The sequence below is a fragment of the Tessaracoccus zhenghani genome (assembly GCF_055326325.1).
In genome coordinates this window covers 248,214-264,068 of record NZ_JBUZNQ010000003.1, presented here as the reverse complement: position 1 = coordinate 264,068, position 15,855 = coordinate 248,214, and the positions used below count along the sequence as shown (strand labels likewise).

General features: G+C 67.1%; 13 protein-coding genes. 4 read left to right on the top strand and 9 right to left on the bottom strand.

Features of this window, described 5'->3' with window-relative positions; genetic code table 11:
• Positions 1–149: 149 nt before the first annotated feature.
• From ACZK4S_RS08350 to ACZK4S_RS08340, 3 genes are all read right to left on the bottom strand, one after another.
• On the bottom strand, positions 150–2,963 hold the full coding sequence (locus tag ACZK4S_RS08350; RefSeq protein ID WP_463643960.1) for an aconitate hydratase: 2,814 nt from the start codon (positions 2,961–2,963) through the stop codon (positions 150–152).
• A 113-nt stretch (positions 2,964–3,076) separates the two neighbouring features.
• The gene (locus tag ACZK4S_RS08345; RefSeq protein ID WP_463643959.1) at positions 3,077–4,207 is read right to left on the bottom strand and encodes a class I SAM-dependent RNA methyltransferase; all 1,131 of its coding nucleotides are present in this window, start codon (positions 4,205–4,207) and stop codon (positions 3,077–3,079) included.
• Positions 4,204–6,198, bottom strand: coding sequence for an APC family permease (locus ACZK4S_RS08340; RefSeq protein WP_463643958.1), 1,995 nt, complete (start codon positions 6,196–6,198; stop codon positions 4,204–4,206). The genes ACZK4S_RS08345 and ACZK4S_RS08340 overlap by 4 nt, the downstream gene beginning before the upstream one ends.
• Before the next feature lie 116 nt (positions 6,199–6,314).
• Between ACZK4S_RS08340 and ACZK4S_RS08335 the strand changes: the two genes are divergently transcribed.
• Together ACZK4S_RS08335 and ACZK4S_RS08330 are read left to right on the top strand one after the other, a co-directional pair.
• On the top strand, positions 6,315–6,962 hold the full coding sequence (locus ACZK4S_RS08335) for a potassium channel family protein (protein ID WP_076059482.1): 648 nt from the start codon (positions 6,315–6,317) through the stop codon (positions 6,960–6,962).
• Positions 6,963–6,971: 9 nt separating this feature from the next.
• On the top strand, positions 6,972–7,649 hold the full coding sequence (locus ACZK4S_RS08330) for a potassium channel family protein (RefSeq protein ID WP_076058776.1): 678 nt from the start codon (positions 6,972–6,974) through the stop codon (positions 7,647–7,649).
• Here ACZK4S_RS08330 and ACZK4S_RS08325 read toward each other — a convergent pair.
• The 4 genes from ACZK4S_RS08325 to ACZK4S_RS08310 are packed head-to-tail and all read right to left on the bottom strand — an operon-like array spanning position 7,646 to position 9,659.
• Positions 7,646–8,002 (bottom strand): OB-fold nucleic acid binding domain-containing protein, encoded by a 357-nt coding sequence (locus tag ACZK4S_RS08325; RefSeq protein ID WP_463643957.1) that lies wholly within the window; start codon positions 8,000–8,002, stop codon positions 7,646–7,648. The genes ACZK4S_RS08330 and ACZK4S_RS08325 overlap by 4 nt on opposite strands.
• A gap of 3 nt (positions 8,003–8,005) precedes the next feature.
• Entirely contained in the window at positions 8,006–8,764 is a 759-nt protein-coding gene (locus ACZK4S_RS08320; protein WP_463643956.1) for a DUF3710 domain-containing protein, read from the bottom strand.
• A 17-nt stretch (positions 8,765–8,781) separates the two neighbouring features.
• Positions 8,782–9,219, bottom strand: coding sequence for a dUTP diphosphatase (gene dut / locus ACZK4S_RS08315; protein WP_463643955.1), 438 nt, complete (start codon positions 9,217–9,219; stop codon positions 8,782–8,784).
• The gene (locus ACZK4S_RS08310) at positions 9,216–9,659 is read right to left on the bottom strand and encodes a DUF3093 domain-containing protein (protein ID WP_158069027.1); all 444 of its coding nucleotides are present in this window, start codon (positions 9,657–9,659) and stop codon (positions 9,216–9,218) included. The genes dut and ACZK4S_RS08310 overlap by 4 nt, the downstream gene beginning before the upstream one ends.
• Positions 9,660–9,721: 62 nt before the next feature.
• On the opposite strand from ACZK4S_RS08310, the gene ACZK4S_RS08305 reads away from it, so the two are divergent.
• Positions 9,722–10,012 (top strand): DUF4235 domain-containing protein, encoded by a 291-nt coding sequence (locus ACZK4S_RS08305; RefSeq protein WP_463643954.1) that lies wholly within the window; start codon positions 9,722–9,724, stop codon positions 10,010–10,012.
• An 8-nt stretch (positions 10,013–10,020) separates the two neighbouring features.
• Here the strand turns inward: ACZK4S_RS08305 and ACZK4S_RS08300 are convergent, their stop codons facing one another.
• Entirely contained in the window at positions 10,021–10,317 is a 297-nt protein-coding gene (locus tag ACZK4S_RS08300; protein WP_076058767.1) for a DUF4193 domain-containing protein, read from the bottom strand.
• A gap of 55 nt (positions 10,318–10,372) precedes the next feature.
• On the opposite strand from ACZK4S_RS08300, the gene sepH reads away from it, so the two are divergent.
• Positions 10,373–11,428: a septation protein SepH gene (sepH, locus tag ACZK4S_RS08295; RefSeq protein ID WP_463643953.1), complete on the top strand. Its 1,056-nt coding sequence runs from the start codon at positions 10,373–10,375 to the stop codon at positions 11,426–11,428.
• 130 nt (positions 11,429–11,558) lie between these two features.
• Here sepH and ACZK4S_RS08290 read toward each other — a convergent pair whose 3' ends face one another.
• Complete coding sequence (locus ACZK4S_RS08290) at positions 11,559–15,797, bottom strand: family 20 glycosylhydrolase (RefSeq protein ID WP_463643952.1); 4,239 nt, start codon at positions 15,795–15,797, stop codon at positions 11,559–11,561.
• Between the last annotated feature and the right edge of the window lie 58 nt (positions 15,798–15,855).

The following is a 15,855-nucleotide window of genomic DNA, read 5'->3' as shown; positions in this document are numbered from 1 at the left end:
CAAATCGCCCTACGGCAGGTAAACGCCTGATGACCAGTGGGAAACGCCACGGAATTGTCCTGTCGACAATTCTCGGGACCAGTGCGGCAACGACACGAGAACCGGGCCGGCTCCCGAAAGGGAACCGGCCCGGTTGGTCTGTGCTCAGATCAGGCGTTGGCCAGATTACGCAGCACGTACTGCAGGATGCCGCCGTGCTGGAAGTAGCTGCGCTCCCCCGGCGTGTCGATGCGGACGAGAGCCTCGAACACGGTCTCCTTGCCGTCGGGGCTCACCGCGGTGACCTTGACGGTCTTCGGCGTCACATTGTTGTTGAGCTCGGAGATGCCTTCGAAGGAGAAGGTCTCCTCACCGGTCAGGCCCAGGGAATCGGCGCTCTCGCCCGCCGGGAACTGCAGCGGGAGGACGCCCATGCCGATGAGGTTGGAGCGGTGGATCCGCTCGTAGCTCTCGGCGATGACGACCTTGACGCCCAGCAGCGCGGTGCCCTTGGCCGCCCAGTCACGCGAGGAACCGGAGCCGTACTCCTTGCCCGTCAGCACGACGAGCGGGGTGCCCTGCTCGGCGTAGTTGACGGCAGCGTCGTAGACGGCGGTGACGGGGCCGTCGGCCTGGGTGAAGTCACGCGTGAAGCCGCCCTCGGTGCCGGGTGCGATCTGGTTGCGCAGCCGGATGTTGGCGAACGTGCCGCGGATCATCACTTCGTGGTTGCCGCGACGGGAACCGTACGAGTTGAAGTCACGACGCTCGACCCCATTGGCCGTCAGGTACTCGCCGGCGGGCGAGTCTGCCTTGATGGAGCCGGCCGGGGAGATGTGGTCCGTGGTGACCGAGTCGCCCAGCTTCAGCAGGACCCGGGCGCCGGAGACGTCCTCGACGGGCGCCGGGTCGGCCGGCATGCCCTCGAAGTACGGGGGCTTGCGGACGTAGGTGGAGTCGTCCTCCCACTCGAACGTGTCGCCGTCAGGGGTGGGCAGCGAGCGCCAGCGGTCGTCGCCGCTGAACACGTCGGCGTAGCGCGAGGAGAACATCTCCGCGCTGATCGACCCGGCGACGACCTCTTCGATCTCCGCCTGGGTGGGCCAGATGTCGGCCATGAACACGTCATTGCCGTCCTGGTCCTGGCCGAGCGGCTCCGAGAAGAGGTCGATGTCCATCGTGCCGGCGAGCGCGTAGACGATGACCAGCATGGGGCTGGCCAGGTAGTTCATCTTCACGTCCGGGTTGATGCGACCCTCGAAGTTGCGGTTGCCCGAGAGCACCGCCGAGACGGCGAGGTCGTGCTCGTTGATGGCCTCGGAGACCTCGGTGATGAGCGGACCGGAGTTGCCGATGCAGGTGACGCAGCCGTAGCCGACGAGGTTGAACCCGATGGCGTCGAGATACTGCGTGAGGCCGGCCTTCTCGTAGTAGTCCGTGACCACCTGTGAGCCCGGCGCCAGCGAAGTCTTGACCCACGGCTTGCGGGTGAGGCCCTTCTCGACGGCCTTCTTGGCCACCAGGGCGGCACCGATCATCACGCTCGGGTTCGAGGTGTTCGTGCACGAGGTGATCGACGCGATGGTGACCGCGCCGTGATCGAGATCGAAGCTCGAGCCGTCTGCCAGCGTGACGGGCACCTTCTTGACCACACGGTCAGGCGAGGCGCCGTTCCCTGCGCCGTGCGGCGCGGGCGAGTTGTCCGTCTCGCCAGGAGTGGGCTCGGTGGGGTCCGAGGCGTCCATCGTGGAGTTCACGGCCCTGTCGTAGCCGTTGTAGTCGGCCTCCGGCTCGCCCACGTAGGCGACCAGTTCCTGATGGAACGCGGTCTTCGACTGGTCCAGCCTGATGCGGTCCTGGGGGCGACGGGGCCCGGCGATGGACGGGACGACGGTGGAGAGGTCCAGTTCGATGTACTCGGAGTAGACGGGCTCGATCGAGGGGTCGTGCCACAGGCCCTGGGCCTTGGCATAGGTCTCGACGAGGGCGATCTGCTCCTCATCACGGCCGGTCAGGCGCAGGTAGTCGGTGGTCTTCGCGTCGATCGGGAACACGGCGATGGTCGAGCCGTATTCGGGGCTCATGTTGCCGATGGTGGCGCGGTTGGCCAGCGGGACCTCGGCCACGCCGTCGCCGTAGAACTCGACGAACTTGCCGACCACCTTGTGCTCTCGCAGCATCTCCGTGATGGTCAGCACGAGGTCGGTGGCGGTGGTGCCTTCGCTCAGCCTGCCGGTCAGCTTGAAGCCGACGACGCGCGGGATGAGCATGGAGACGGGCTGGCCCAGCATGGCCGCCTCGGCCTCGATGCCGCCCACACCCCAGCCGACGACGCCGAGGCCGTTGACCATGGTGGTGTGCGAATCCGTGCCCACACAGGTGTCGGGATAGGCCTGCACCACACCGTCGATGCTGCGGGGGAAGACGACGCGGGCCAGGTGCTCGATGTTGACCTGGTGCACGATGCCGGTGCCGGGCGGGACCACCTTGAAGTTGTCGAACGCGGTCTGGCCCCAGCGGAGGAACTGGTAACGCTCGCGGTTGCGCTGGTATTCGATGTCGGTGTTCTGCTGGAACGCGGTGGGCGTGCCGAAGACGTCGGCGATCACGGAGTGGTCGATGACCATCTCGGCCGGCGACAGCGGGTTGACCTTGGAGGCGTCACCGCCGAGGGCGACGACGGCCTCGCGCATGGTGGCCAGGTCGACGACGCAGGGTACGCCGGTGAAGTCCTGCATGATCACGCGCGCCGGCGTGAACTGGATCTCGTGGTCGGGTTCCGCAGTCGGGTCCCAGTTCCCCAGGAACTCGATGTCTTCCTTGGTGATGTTGGCACCATCTTCGGTGCGCAACAGGTTCTCCAGGAGGACCTTGAGGCTGAAAGGCAACTTCTCGGAGCCCGGCACGGAGTCGAGCCGGAAGATCTCGTACGAGGTGCCGTTGACGTCGAGGCTCGACTTCGCCCCGAAACTGTTGACGCTCATCCTTCTCCTTTACTTGGCTGACGCCAGATTATCTTGATATCAAGATACCGCACAAGCTCCGGGCACGCGGCGGCGTCGCCATCTTCCGCTCATCCTAGGGGGTCGGCCGCCGCCTAAGAGGCTGGGTGGAGGATCGCGACGCATTCAATGTGGTGCGTCATCGGGAACAGGTCGAAGCCCCGGATGGAGACAGGCTCATAGCCTTCGGCGGCGAACGTCTTCAGGTCGCGCGCCAGCGCAGCCGGGTCGCACGCGACGTAGGCGATGGCCCGTGGGCGCCGGGCCGCCACCGCCCGAACCACGCCGGCTCCCGCACCCTTGCGCGGTGGGTCCAGCACGATCAGGTCCGCCCACTCCGGCAACTGCCGGTCAGCGCGCTCGACGGGCAGGGCGTAGAACTCGCCCTCTGGTACGTTGCGCCTGGCCAGTTCAACCGCCCCACGGCCGGCCTCGACCCCCAGCACCAGGCAACCGGCGTCGGCCAAGGCACCGGCGAACAGGCCGACGCCGCAGTAGAGGTCCATGGCCCGCTCCCCCGGCTCGGGACGTAGCCCGTCCAGCACGGCTCGGCTCAGGGTTTCGGCGGCGGCCGGGTGCACCTGCCAGAATCCGCCGGCGGCGACGGTGTAGGTCCGTCCGAGCACCTTCTGCTGCACGGGATCCGGTCCCTTGAGGCGACGACCGCTGATCAACGTCACGCTCCGGTCCGCCACGGTCACCTCCAGGTCGACGCCGGGATCTGCGAACGCCTGCAGCTCCTCCACGGTGGGCCCGGGGGCGGCGATGAGGCAACCCTGGTCCGGCAGCGGCACGATGTCGTGCGAGCGCCGGGCCCGGAGGCCGACCGAGCCGTCGTCGACGACGGCGTAGCGAACGCGGGTGCGCCAGTCGAGCAGACCTCCGGGCACCGCCTCGACTTCGCCGTCCCAGGTGAGTCCGGCGAGCCGCTCGAGCTGCTCGGCCACCACCGCTGTCTTGAGGGCGAGTTGCGTGTCGGCATCGGCGTGCTGCCAGTCGCAGCCACCGCACCTGCCTGCGATGGGGCAGGGCGGGACCACGCGCCCGGGCGCCGCGTCGAGCACCTCCGTCACGCGGCCGCGGTCGAACTTGCTGCCGCGGTCCGTGATCTCCAGCCGGACCCGCTCCCCGGGCAACCCGCCGGTGACGAAGACAACCTTGCCGTCGAGCCGCCCGACGATGTAGCCACCGTGCGCCACGCGCTCCAACATGACCTCAGTCATCATCTACCGATCCTTGGTTGCGACGCGCGACGGGTGAGGTCGCGGCGCCTGCCTGAACTGCGCAACTGGTAGGGCACCGACGTCACCATGACACCCTGCATGAAGTGCAGCCTGGTGCGGATGAGCAGCGCCGTCTGGTTGTGCAGCAGCTGTTCCCACCAGTGTCCGACGACGTACTCGGGGATGTAGACGCTGACGACGTCGCGCGGGTTCTCCGAGCGAAGCTCGCTGACGTAGCGGATGAAGGGGCCCGTGATCTCGCGGTAGGGAGACGCGATCACCTTGAGCGGAACGCCGAAGTCTTCGTCCTCCCATTCGTCCAGGATCTGCTCCACCTCGTCGTCGTCGATGGCGACGGTGACCGCGGTGAGCGTCGTGGGTCGCGTGGCGCGTGCGAACGCAATGGCCTTGACCGTGGGCAGGTTGACCCGCTGCACCAGGATGACCCCGCGCACCCGGCTGGGGAGGGCGCGATCAGATTCCGGCGTGAGGGCCAGTTCCCTCGACACCGCCTTGTAGTGGTTCGAGATGGCGAGCATGACGAGGAACATGGCGCCCATCGCCACGAGGGCCAGGTACGCGCCGTGGGTGAACTTGGAGACCAGCACCACGAGCAGCACGATCCCGGTGAGGGAGGCGCCGATGAAGTTGATCACCCTGCTGCGCACCATCTGGCGGCGTTCCGCGGGGTCGTGCTCCGTGCGCAGCGCGACGGTCCAGTGCCGCACCATCCCGACCTGCCCCACCGTGAAGGAGATGAACACCCCGACGACGTACAGCTGGATGAGGGCCGTGACCGAGGCGTTGAAGGCCAGCACCAGGGCGATGGCGCCCAGCGACAGCATCACGATGCCGTTGGAGTACGCCAGCCGGTCACCGCGCGAGTGCAGCTGCCGTGGGAGGTACCCGTCTTTGGCCAGGATCGACGCCAGGGAGGGGAACCCGTTGAAGGCGGTGTTGGCCGCGAGGAACAGGATCAACATCGTGGCAGTGATCATGATGTAGAAGCCGGGCTGGAACCAGTCCATGAACACCACACGGGCCAACTGCCCCGTCACCGTGGTGGCGGCGCTGTGGATGGTGTTGCCCGCGGCGTCGACGTAGTGGGTGCCGGTCAGCTCGTCGATGAGGTGCACCTTGGTGAGGTTGGCCAGCGAGATGATGCCCACCAGCATGGTGATGGCCATGAGGCCCAGCAGCGCCAGCACCGTGGCGGCGTTGCGGCTCTTGGGCGGCCGGAACGCCGGCACCCCGTTACTGATGGCCTCAACGCCGGTCAGCGCCGCGCAACCCGAGGAGAAGGCGCGGGCCAGGATGGCGATCAGGGCCCAGCCGGCCAGGTCGGCCGCGCCGTCGGGCCGCACGACGATCAGGTCTGCCGTCTCCGACTTGAGGTCATGGCCGAGGACGAAGATGCGCAGGAGACCGATGCCGATCATCGACAGCATGGAGACCATGAAGACGTAGGTCGGGACCGCGAACGCGCTGCCGGACTCGCGCACGCCGCGCAGGTTCACCAGGGTGAGGAACGCGATCACGCCCACCGCCGTCCAGGCTTCGTAGCCCTCCAGGAACGGCGCCATGGCCTTGGCGTTGATCACGCCGGCGGAGACCGACACAGCGACGGTCAGCACGTAATCCACCATGAGGGCCGACGCGACCGTCAGCGCGGCGTGCCGGCCGAGGTTCTCGCGCGCCACTTCATAGTCTCCGCCGCCGCTGGGATAGGCGTGGACGGTCTGCCGGTACGACGCGACCACCACCGCCACGACGATGGCGACCAGCAGGCCGATCTCCCAGGAGAAGAGGAAACCCGCCATGCCCGCCAGGGACAGCGTGATGAGGATCTCGTCGGGCGCATACGCCACGGAGCTCAGCGCGTCGGAGGCGAACACGGGCAGCGCGATGCGTTTCGGCAGCAGCGTCTCGCCCATCTGGGCGTTGGCCAGACGTCGTCCCACCACCATGCGCTTGAGCGCCGAGATCACGTTCACAACGCTCAACGTAGACCTGTTCCCCCCAAATGTCATCGGCGCACCCTGGTGCTATGTTCTGAACACACGGGTGCTCATCCCGACCGTCGGAGGAGACAAGGGTGCATATCGTCATCATGGGCTGCGGCCGCGTGGGGGCCATGCTCGCCACGGGTCTCGAGAAGCGGGGCCACAGCGTGGGGGTCATCGACCAGAACCCTGAGGCGTTCCGCCGGCTGGGCAACGACTTCAAGGGAATCACAGTGGAGGGCATCGGGTTCGACCGCGAGGTGCTGGAGGCCGCCGGTATCCGCCGCGCAGACGCCTTCGCCGCGGTCAGCTCCGGCGACAACTCCAACATCCTCTCGGCACGCGTGGTGCGCGAGAACTACCACGTCAGCAACGTGGTGGCCCGCATCTACGACCAGGGCCGCGCCGAGGTGTTCGAGCGGTTGGGCATCCCGACCGTCGCGACGGTCAAGTGGACCGTGACCCAGATGCTCCGCAGGCTGCTCCCCGCAGGGAGCCAGCCGGTGTGGTCAGACCCCACCGGCGACGCCCGCCTCATGCAGATCCACGTCCACAACGGCTGGGTGGGCCGCCGGGTCAGCGAACTGTCAGCTGCCGCAGACGCCCCCATCCCGTTCCTCCTGCGGGTGGGACGCGGGCTGGTCCCGGACCGCGACACGATCTATCAGGACGGCGACCTCATCTTCGTCGCCTGCTACACCGAGCGGGTCGATGAACTCGAGACGCTCTTCGCCAACGCCCCCGGCCGGAACTAGGAGGACGAGATGCGCGTCGCCATCGCGGGAGCAGGCAACGTCGGCCGCTCCATCGCCCGTGAACTGATCGCCAACGGCCACCAGGTCCTTCTGATCGAGAAGGACCGCTCCGCCATTCACCGCGGTGCCGTCCCTGGCGCCACCTGGCTCGAGGCTGACGCCTGCGAGCTCAGTTCGCTCGAGGAAGCGGAGTTGGACCGCTACGACGTGGCCATCGCGGCCACGGGTGACGACAAGGCCAACCTCGTCCACTCCCTGCTCGCCAAGACCGAATTCGGCGTGCCCCGAACCGTTGGCCGGGTCAACCACCCGGGCAACGAGTGGATGTTCGACGACCAGTGGGGCGTCGACGTCTCCGTCTCGACGCCCCGCCTGATGTCGGCCCTCGTCGAGGAGGCTGTGTCCACGGGCGACCTCGTTCGGCTGCTGACCTTCACGAAGTCCACGACGCATCTCTCGGAGATCCGGCTTCCCGTGGGTTCACGCTTCATCGGCCACCGCATCCGCGACATCCAACTGCCGGGCGACGCGGTGCTGGTGGCCATCATCCGCGACGGCGCCCCGCTGACCCCCGAACGCGACCGTGCGTTCGAGGCGAGCGACGAGCTGCTGTTCCTGGTCACCCAGGAATCAGAGCCTGACCTGGCCGAGCTCTTCGACCCGGAATCAGAGCCCGAGGAGAGCTAGGGGATGATCTCGAAATCCGGGTTGTAGATCACCGGATTTCCGTCCTCGTCGGCGAGCCTGCCGGCAACGCGGATGTGGCGCCCCGGCATCAGGCATTCGAGCCGGCTGCGGCCCATCCAGATCAACCGGACGGTGCCGGAGCCGTCGTTGACCTCCGCCTCCAGCCAACCGTTCTCGGCATCAGAGGTGATGGAGACGATCTCGCCGCGGAGCGTCACTCGACTGCGCGGCTCGCACCGTGCCAGTTGCTGTGCCCCGCTGTCCTCGGCGCGCTGGATCAGCTCAGTGGCCTCCAACTCCTCGATCGGGGTCACCCAGCGCCGCAGCCGCTCCCGGAGCGACGTACGAGTCATTTCTCAGTCCTCCTGCGCCGCCTGCTGCTGGGCCTGCTGCGGCACCGTCATGGGGAGCAGGCTGCCCGGTGCTGCCGGCGCGGTGCCGCGACGGACGACGAGGGCGCTGAAGAACTCGCGCAGCGCCACCTGGACGTCTTCGTTGTTGGGCTCGAACGTGGCCTTGCCGAGGAGAACTCCCCGGAGCACCCAGCCGGGGCCGGGCACCAACCAGGTGCGCGACACGTGCATGGCTGGATTGCCGTTGGGGTCTGTCATGGGCAGCGACCGGCGGACCTCAGCTCCGAAGGGACCCTCGACCAGTTCGATGCGCCCCTTCTGCTGCTGGGTGGCGCGGATGATCTCGGAGCGGATCTCGGGCACCATCGACGACTTTCCCGGGCCGGCGAAGACCGCCACCTCGAGGGCCGACTGGTTCCCGTCGCCCACGAGGAGGGACTGCACGGTGTTGGTGTCCTTGTTGACCTGCAACTGCAGGGACATGCCTTCGAAGGGCGTGAGCACGAGCGTACCGAGATCCAGGCGCTGCACCTCGTCGGCGTCGGCCTCGAGGTCCACCTCTTCGATGTCGAAGGGGCCCCAGTCACGGTCGAATTCGGCGTCCCACAGGGCCGCCTGGGCCTCGATCGGCGTCACTTCGGGCTGCGCCTCGGCTTCTGCCGGGCGGTCTTCCGCTTCTTCCGCGATGCGCTCGTCCACGACGTCAGTGGTCGGCCGGTTCTGTTCGGCCTCAGCGGGGCGCTTCTTGCGTCCGAAAATCACAGGTCTTCCTTCTGATCTCAGGGTGTGGTGAAACCACCAGTTGAACCATACCCACCGATCCCGCGCGAAGTCTCATCGAGATCGTCCACGGGTGTGAAGGAGGCCGTCACACAAGGCATGATCAGCAGCTGCGCGATCCGGTCCCCGGCGCTGAGCCGGATGGGGTCGTGCGGGTCGAGGTTGATGAGGCACACCTTGATCTCACCGCGGTAGCCGGCGTCGATGACACCGGGTGAGTTGACGATGCTCAGCCCGGTCCGCGCCGCGAGCCCTGAGCGGGGCGTGACCAGACCGACGTGACCGTCGGGGATGGCCACCGACACGCCGGTGCCCACGAGGCGGCGCTCCCCCGGCGCCAACACCGCGTCCTCCGTCGTGCGGAGATCAGCGCCGGCGTCGCCCGGGTGCGCGTAGCTGGGGAGGTGCCCGTCGGCAGCGACGGTGTTGATGTTCATCGCGCAATCTCGCTGAGCGCTGCGGCGAGTTCGGCGGGGCGCCGGGTGCTGACGAGCCACCGCGAGTGCGGGTCTGCCGGATCCGCCAACTCCACCCGCACCAGGCCGTCGATGAAGGGCCTGGTGAAGAGGAACTCGCGATTGTCGGCGCCGGGGCCGAGCGCCTGGCGGGCCGCCTCACCCTCGAGCGCGGTCACCTCGCCGATGTAGTCCCGCTCGAGCCTGTTGCGCCCCGCGGTGAAGGCTTCGCCGTCGACGCTCAGGCGGGTGGCGCTGTAGGCGACAAGGCCCAGCCCGACGCCCACGAGGGTCAACGCGATGACGCTGATGGCCAACCACAGTTCGAGGTAGGCGAGCACGGCGACGGCGATACTTGCCACGAACAGGAGGCCGATCACGATCCACCACCAGGGGATGTGCAGGCGTTCGGAATAGCTCACGACAGTCACCTTAACCCGTGGGCATAATGGGCATGGATCTGGTGCCGTCGAAAGGAACCTTCATGGCAATGACCGAGAAGATCATGTGGAAGCTCTACGCGGGAGCTGCAGGTGCCGTCACGACGATGGTGGTGCAGAAGACCATCACGAAGGTCTGGGAGGCCGCCACCGGTGAGCCGCCGCCGGACCCCAATGATCCGGAGGCCCCGCTGGTCAACGGCCTCATCTGGGCAGCCGCCAGCGGCCTGGGGGTGGGAGTGGCGCAGCTCGTCATGAACCGCTACGTGCATCGCCGCTGGATGGCCAATTTCAGCCACAACGGTCCGGGCAAGCTGCGCTCACGCCTCACCTGATCCAGCTGTCAGACGCAGTCGACGCAGTAGTACTGGCCGTTGCGTTCCTCCGCGAGCTGCGGGCGGGCCTTCACGAGGAAGCATGAAGCACACGTGAACTCGTTCGCCTGCCGCGGCAGGACGCGCACGGTCAGTTCTTCATGGGAGAGGTCAGCTCCCGGCAGCTCGAAGGATTCGGCCGCCTCGACCTCGTCCTCGTCAACCTTGCCTGAGTTCTTGTCAGCGCGACGCGACTTCAACTCCTCAAGCGAATCCTCGCTCATCTCCTCGTCGGTCTTGCGGGGAGCGTCGTAGTCCGTTGCCATCCGTGTATGTCCTTTCGTTGCCGCGATCGCGCTATGTGTACCACATCCCGCCAAAATGTGGGATACCCGCTCGGCACCTGTGTCTGGGAATGTGCCCTCCCAGCGCTCTGCCTACCGCGCGACGAGGGCGTACGCTGGTAAGTTGTCCCAGACAGTCGCCAGCCGTACGAGGAGCCCAATGGACCACTCTCTGACCCCACGGGAGATCCAGACCCGTGTCCGTGCGGGTGCCTCCATCGAGGACCTGGTTGCGGAGAGCGGAATGCCGGCCGAGCGCATCGACGCATTCGCCGGCCCCGTGCTCGCCGAACGCGAACATGTCGCCCAGACGGCCCAGGTGTCCACCGTGCGCCGTCGGGGCGAGTCCGGCACGCACAGGCGTCTCGGCGAACTCATCGCCACGAGGCTCCGCACGCGCAGCATCGACGCCGACGACGTCACGTGGGACGCATGGCGCCAGCCAGACCTCAAGTGGCGCATCGTCGCCCGCCTCGCCTCAGAGGTGGAGGCCGAGTCAAGGGTGGCCGAGTTCGTGTTCGACCCCAAGGGTCGCTTCTCGGTGGCCCACAACTCCGACGCCCGCTGGATGATCGGCGAGGAGGCGCGGGGCGACGCTCCCCCCGAGGAGGAGAACACCATCGACTTCCACGATGAACTCGCCCTGGTGCGGGCCACGCAACCCGTGACGCACCCCGGCGACGAAGTGCCTTCGTCGGAGTTGATGCACGACGGCAACGAGGACACCTCCGAACTCGACAGCCTGTATGACATGTTGAGCGGCATCAGCGAAGACTCGGTGCGCATCTACACCGGCATTCTGGACCCTGTGCAGGAGGAGGCCCCTGTGGTCGCACCCGAGGTGCAGGCCGACGAGGAACCCGTCGTGGATGAACCCGCTGAAGACCTCACCGCCCCCGAGAACCCGGCCGAGGAGGCACCGCAGGATGAGGTCACGACGGTGATCGAGGACGAGCCGGTGACCGAGGTGGCGGAACCCACCCAGGACGCCCTCGTCGAGGCTGAGGACGAGCAGCAGAAGCCCAGCCGCCGTCGCCGTCGGGCGAAGGTGCCCAGCTGGGACGAGATCATGTTCGGCGGCCCCACCAAGTAGCAGGCGGGGGCCACAGCACGAAAGAACCCCCCGGGCTTCAAGCAGTTCTGCTTGGAAGCCCGGGGGTTTCGCTTCAGCTACTGGTCAGCTGACCGCCTGAGCCGCGCGGAACGCGCGGCCCAGGTCAGGATCAGCCTCGCTTCTCGGGACCTCCGAACATCACGATGTTGTTGAAGACCCACTCGTTGCTCTGCGAGAAGGTATACCCACCCACAGGCTTCGCAGTGGCCGCGTACACCGTCGTCCAGGTGTAGGAGCGGCACGCGCCCCGACCCGTGGCCGGGGTGTCACATTCCGTCTTCCACTGCCGACCGGCAGAGGTGAACAGGCCCTTGGTAGTGGACTCGAGATCACCGAGCGGGTTGCCCTTCCAGGCCTGCCGGGTCATGTACGGCAGGTAGGTCAGGTTGTTGAACGCCCACCCCGACTCGCGGACGAACTGCCCGTTCTCGACCTTGACCACCGTGGCCCAGATCTCCGTGCGGCAGCGCTCCGTCTGCGAGTAGGCCTCACATTCCGTGAACCACTGACGACCGTTGAACTCGTGCTTGCCCGGCAGCGTGTAGGGCACCGTCGGGACGAACTTGTCCGAGGCCGGCGTGGTCGTCGGCTTGCCCGAAGGCGTGACCGTCGGCTTGACCGACGGCTTCACGGAGGGCTTGACCGACGGCGACACCGACGGGCTCGGCGACGGCGTGGCCCCCTTGGCAACGGTCAGCGTGAAGCTGGCCGTCCCCGCGTTGGAGGCCTCATCCGTGACGGTCACCACGACGGTGAACGCACCCGACGCCGACGGCGTACCGGCGATCAGCCCGGTGGCCGCGTCGATGGTCACGCCGGTCGGCAGCCCGGTGGCGGCGTAGGTGAGGGTTCCCGGACGCTCGTCCGTGGCCCGCACCTGGATGGACAGCGCAGTGCCCACGGTGCCGCTCTGGGCGCCGATGGCCTCGACCACCGGGTCAGTGACGTCAGGTCCGCAGGGGACGGGCGGGGCCCAGGTCTCCGGCACCGGGGTGACGACCACCGGGGGCTCGGTCGACACGGAGCGGAACTCCAGTTCGCCGATGGTGGCGTGCGGATCCGTCGTGGAGTGGTTCTCCGTGATCACGATGCGCACATAACGCGCCGACACATCGAGGTCGATGTCCGTGGCGGCCCTGCCCGCGGGCAGCGTCTTGGCCATCGGCTCCGACCAGGTCACGTTGTCGTCGCTGTAGGCGATCGTGTAGTTCGACACCTGCCCGTTGTTGCTGTCCTGACGCGGTACCCAGGTGAGCCAATCGAGGTCGTAGACCTTGCCCAGATCGACGTTGATGGTGTGCGGCATCGGGTCGTTCGGGTTCCACGAGGAGTGCCAGAACGTGTTGCGTGCACCGTCGACCAGAGCGGTCGCCCTGCCGTCGGGGGCAGGCTCGTTGAGCGCCTGAGACGAGGCGGTGGCCGTCGCGCCGGTGATGAGTTCCCCGGTGAGCGGCGCCCACGGCGAGTCAACAGTGATGACCTGCTCCGAGAAACGCCCGTCGACATCGGTCACGCGCAGCAGGTACTGACCGGCGAGCGTGCGGTACACCACCGGCATCGTCAGGTGGGCGCTGCCGTCGTCACTGATCCAGAAGCGACCCTGGATCGACGGATCCTCGAACTTCGTGTCGTTGGCGCCGGCGACCTCGATAGGGTCCTGGCTGAACTGGACCGTGGCGAGGCTGTTCGGCGTGAAGCCGGCCAGATCCGCGACGATACGGGTGTTGTCCTTCATGGTGGCATTCTCAACGCTCACCGTCGGGGCGACGCACACGTCCGGTGCCCAGGCGACGGGCGCGGTGTACCCGGCCTCGACAGCCACCTTGCCGGTCACGACGCGGCCGTCGGAGAACGTCACAGTCGCGTCGAACGAGCCTTCGGCGGCATAGGCGTGCTCGGCACCCACCAGATAGCGCGAGCCTGAGTGCACCGGGGTGCGCTCCTGGACCGGCGTGAAGGTGGCGTCCACCACTGGTGAGCCATCACCGAAGTCCACGGTGGCGGTCAGGGGGGCTGTCAGCTCCGAGTTGCTGCGGCCGTCGGCGTCGTCGACGGTGTCGACCTGGATCGACGTGCCGTCAGCCGAGACCTTGGTTCCCGGGGCTGCGATGGTGGCAGGTTCCACGAGCATTGCGGTGCCCGGGGCTGCCTTGGCGTCCACACCCGCGGCTGCAACGTCCCACGCAACCTTGGGGCTGTCGTAGAAGTTGGAGTCCCTGGCCAGCAGCCTGGCGCCCATGGGCTCCATCCGCTTCATGAACTCCGTCACGTCGCGCTGCGCCTGCGGGGTCCAACCGACCTCCGCGTGGGACATGGCGCGCGGGAACATCATGAATTCGTTCTGCGTGCCACGACGGATGGTCTCGGACCACATCGGGCCCTCCATGCCCAGGAGATCGTCTTCCGTGACAGCCGGCAATTCGGAACCTGCGGGAGGCACGACGACCGTCAGCGGGTTCCAGGTGTAGTAGTGATCGAGATCACCGATGCCGGCCCAGGTGAGGCCGATGGGCGTCTTGCTCGAGTACTTCATGTCCAGGTAGGCACGGTTGGACGCTGACACGACCACCTTGGCACCGGCCTGGATCGCCTCGTAGGTGCGCTGGGTGCCACCCACCCAGTACTGGACGACATCGCCCTCGGAGAGGCCCGCGTCGGCGAACTCGTTCCAGCCGATGGCGCTTTTGTCCAGGCCGCGGATGATGGTGATGACCTGGCGCACGAACGCCTGGAAATCGGCGTGCGGGGTGGCGTGGGTCTCATCGCCACCGACGTGGATGTACGGGCCAGGTGTCATCTCGGCCAGTTGACCGAAAACGTGCTTGAGCGCAGTCCAGGTCTGGGGGTTGTTGACGTCCAGAGTGGATTCGCCGACGTTGCCGTTGTTCTGCTCGACGGTGTTGCCGTAGACGGTGGCGAACGGCCGGCTGCCCGTGCTGTTCAGCTCCGGCAGGGAGTGCAGCATCGCACCGGTGTGGCCGGGCACGTCGATCTCGGGCACGATCGTGATCTGGCGCGCCGCGGCGTAGGCGACGATGTCACGGTACTGGTCCTGCGTGTAATAGCCGTTGCGCCCGATCTCCTGCCGATAACCGAAGTCCTTGCCGGCCGTGGTCTCCGCCATAGAGAGGTTGCCGCCGATGCGATGTAGGCGGGTGTAGTCGATCTCGTCGCCCTCGACGCGACCCTCGTTGGTGATCTCGATGCGCCAGCCCTGATCGTCTGCCAGGTGCAGGTGGATGCGCGAGATCTTCACCGACGCAAGGGTGTCGATGATGTTCATCAGTTCGTCGACCTCGATGAAGGAGCGGGCGACGTCGATCTGGGTGCCGCGATGCACGTAACGCGGCGCGTCTTCGACTGTGACCGCGGGTGCAGTCCACTCGGTGTAGACGGTGTCAGGTGAGTAGATCATCGGGGGCAGCAACTGAAGGAGAGTCTGAGCGCCGTTCCAGAGGCCGTGCTTGGCCTTTGCAGTGATCGTGGCGCGGCCCTCGGCCGTCACAAGCTTGTAGGGCTCATCCGTGCTCGGGGTAGCAACGACGGGAACCAGCGCGGGGTCCACCACGAACTCGATCGCGTTACTGTCTGCAGCAGCCACGATGGGCAGTGCATAGCCAGTGGCCGCCCGCAGTTGCGCGGCGAGCAGTTCGGCAATGGGGGCCGCCTCACCGGAGGCGACGATCCGGGTGTTCGCGTCGAGCGTGAAGGGCTGGCCCTCGTCCTCAGTCACCTTGACCGGCAACGGAACCAGGTTCACTGCGCCTGACGGTGGGGCCGGCGGGGTGGGCTCGGCGCCGTTCCAGACCTCGAACTCGTAGAGCGACACGCCCCACTTCGAGCCTCCGATGGGCGTACGGTCCTCGGCCTGCATGCGCACATAGCTCCATGTCTCGCCGGTGGTGGCGGCGTTGAGGGTCTGCTTGTCCAGCCCCGCCGTGCCGGCTGCCGGGCACGTGGGCCGGATCGACGCGGTAGCGTCGCTCCAGATGGTCCCGTCATTCGACACCTGCAGTTTGTACTGCGCGGCGCAGGCGGCTTCCCAGTAGATGTTGACGTGGTCGACGACCGTGGGCTGGGCCAGCTTCACCTGGAGCCAGGCCTGGTCGGAGTGGTTCGAGGACCACCGGGAGTTCATATCTCCGTCTGTCGCGTTCTCCGCGACCCAGGTGGTCGTCTCATTGCCAGAGGCACTGACGACGGCACCGTTGGAGGTCAACGCGACGTTGGTTCCGATGTCCTCGGCCGACGCCATCGTCGGCGCCACCATGGCGGCGACTCCGCTGAAGGCGACAGCCAACGCGGACACCAGGGCCGCCAGGCTCCTGGACTTTCTTCGCACGTGCATCTTCGCACCCTTATCTCCCTAGGCGCGCCACGGAACTGTGGCACGGTTTTCCTGCGAT

Bases quoted from the DNA above. Each gene is read 5' to 3' on its own strand.
- ACZK4S_RS08345 (WP_463643959.1), bottom strand. From the start codon at position 4,207: ATGATGACTGAGGTCATGTTGGAGCGCGTGGCGCACGGTGGCTACATC.
- ACZK4S_RS08305 (WP_463643954.1), top strand. From the start codon at position 9,722: ATGGCAATGACCGAGAAGATCATGTGGAAGCTCTACGCGGGAGCTGCA.
- sepH (WP_463643953.1), top strand. From the start codon at position 10,373: ATGTGGGATACCCGCTCGGCACCTGTGTCTGGGAATGTGCCCTCCCAG.
- ACZK4S_RS08290 (WP_463643952.1), bottom strand. From the start codon at position 15,797: ATGCACGTGCGAAGAAAGTCCAGGAGCCTGGCGGCCCTGGTGTCCGCG.
- ACZK4S_RS08350 (WP_463643960.1), bottom strand. From the start codon at position 2,963: ATGAGCGTCAACAGTTTCGGGGCGAAGTCGAGCCTCGACGTCAACGGC.
- ACZK4S_RS08335 (WP_076059482.1), top strand. From the start codon at position 6,315: ATGGGCTGCGGCCGCGTGGGGGCCATGCTCGCCACGGGTCTCGAGAAG.
- ACZK4S_RS08325 (WP_463643957.1), bottom strand. From the start codon at position 8,002: ATGACTCGTACGTCGCTCCGGGAGCGGCTGCGGCGCTGGGTGACCCCG.
- ACZK4S_RS08300 (WP_076058767.1), bottom strand. From the start codon at position 10,317: ATGGCAACGGACTACGACGCTCCCCGCAAGACCGACGAGGAGATGAGC.
- ACZK4S_RS08330 (WP_076058776.1), top strand. From the start codon at position 6,972: ATGCGCGTCGCCATCGCGGGAGCAGGCAACGTCGGCCGCTCCATCGCC.
- dut (WP_463643955.1), bottom strand. From the start codon at position 9,219: ATGAACATCAACACCGTCGCTGCCGACGGGCACCTCCCCAGCTACGCG.